3 protein-coding genes are annotated in these 1,260 nt (G+C 69.4%); 1 reads left to right on the top strand and 2 read right to left on the bottom strand.

Annotation, left to right across the window (positions count from 1 at the left end):
* Positions 1-438: hypothetical protein (locus ACIRS4_RS37490; RefSeq protein ID WP_404204637.1), on the top strand; the 438-nt coding region annotated here is incomplete at its 5' end.
* 33 nt (positions 439-471) lie between these two features.
* Here the strand turns inward: ACIRS4_RS37490 and ACIRS4_RS37485 are convergent.
* On the bottom strand, positions 472-942 hold the full coding sequence (locus ACIRS4_RS37485) for a hypothetical protein (protein ID WP_404204636.1): 471 nt from the start codon (positions 940-942) through the stop codon (positions 472-474).
* A 72-nt stretch (positions 943-1,014) separates the two neighbouring features.
* The coding region (locus tag ACIRS4_RS37480; RefSeq protein WP_404204634.1) for a hypothetical protein at positions 1,015-1,260 on the bottom strand (246 nt) is incomplete at its 5' end.

Below are 1,260 nucleotides of genomic sequence, written 5' to 3'. Positions count from 1 at the left end.
GATCCGGACCGCCTGCTGGCCCGCACCCTGGTGATGGACCGCGACCACCGCACGGTGGATCCGGACAAGTTCGCGGTGTTCCCGGCCAACTGGCTGGTGCTGCCGTCGGATGATCTGGGGTTCTGGACCAAGCTGGTGGCCGATACCGGTGCGAGCGAGATGTCGGTCGCGGACGGCAGTTTCGTGATTCGGGTGCGCGACGCGCAGGCGGGCGCGGATCTGATGGCCGGGATGATCCGGAATCTGCAGGAGACCACCACGACCGCCGTGGACGACAAGGTGCCGGATTCCCAGTGCGTGCACCGCTCCTCGGACAAGAAGCCCAGCCGCTGCTATGTCCGCTACAAGCAGTACGTGGGCGTCGCGGACGGGGCCAATGACGCCGAGGCGAAGAAGAAGGCGGTCGCGCAGTACGCGCTGCTGGCCAACAGCTTGTAGCGAATCCGGATGCGGCGCTTCGGGCGCCGCATCTCAGAAGCGGATGCGGTCCGCGTCCAGCAGTCGCCACGCCGCGGGCCGGTGGGCGCGGTCGCCGCTGGCAACGTCCGGCTCTGCGTAACAACGGCATTCCGATTCCGCTGCCGTGCAGTCGGGTTCGCTGTCGGCCGGGTACGGCGTGGCCGCGCTGCGGGAGACGGTGTGCCGGGCCCGGGTGAGCCCGCCGCGCGGCGTGCTGTCGTCCCGGAACCGGTAATCGCGAAAACCGAACGGCTGCAGCAGCGCTCGCAGGAATTCCGCGCCGTCGCCGGGCAGCACGGTGCGCTGCTCGCCGAGTATGTCGACGCCCTGGTGGTACCAGACCCGCGCGACCAGGCCCTCGATCGGATCCACCGCCCGGAAGGTGGCGCGGCCGTCCGCGGCGAGCCGGAATTCGGCGATGCGCCGCCACTGCCCGCCGTCGCGGAAGTACAACCCGACCACGGCCGGTACCCGCTGACCCATGGGAACCCCCACTCGTCGAACTATTCTCGTGGAGTATCCGGCGACACCGTCCGGAAACCTCTACGCGACCGATCAGTTCGTGATGCCGGGTCTCATCGGGAATCCGGGCGCGGGTGTGCCGGTGCCGCAGAACGGCTGACACGAGCCCGTCGTGGTCGGCACGTAGCGTGATTCGCGGTCGTCGAATCGGGCGCCGCTCACCAGCATGAGCACCAGGAGCGCCGCGCCCAGGATGCCGCCGAACACGACCAGGGCAGGCCACAGCCATCCCGTCGGCAGGTGCACCCCGAGGGCCAGTCCCTCGAACATCTCCCCCAC

Origin of the sequence: Streptomyces sp. NPDC101166, assembly GCF_044768125.1 — a bacterium.
Taxonomy (GTDB): Bacteria; Actinomycetota; Actinomycetes; order Streptomycetales; family Streptomycetaceae; genus Streptomyces.
Note: the sequence above shows the minus strand (reverse complement) of the source record. Positions and strands in the feature narration are given on the sequence as shown.

Excerpts from the sequence above, each read along its gene's own strand:
- ACIRS4_RS37485 (WP_404204636.1), bottom strand. The coding sequence starts at position 942 with ATGGGTCAGCGGGTACCGGCCGTGGTCGGGTTGTACTTCCGCGACGGC.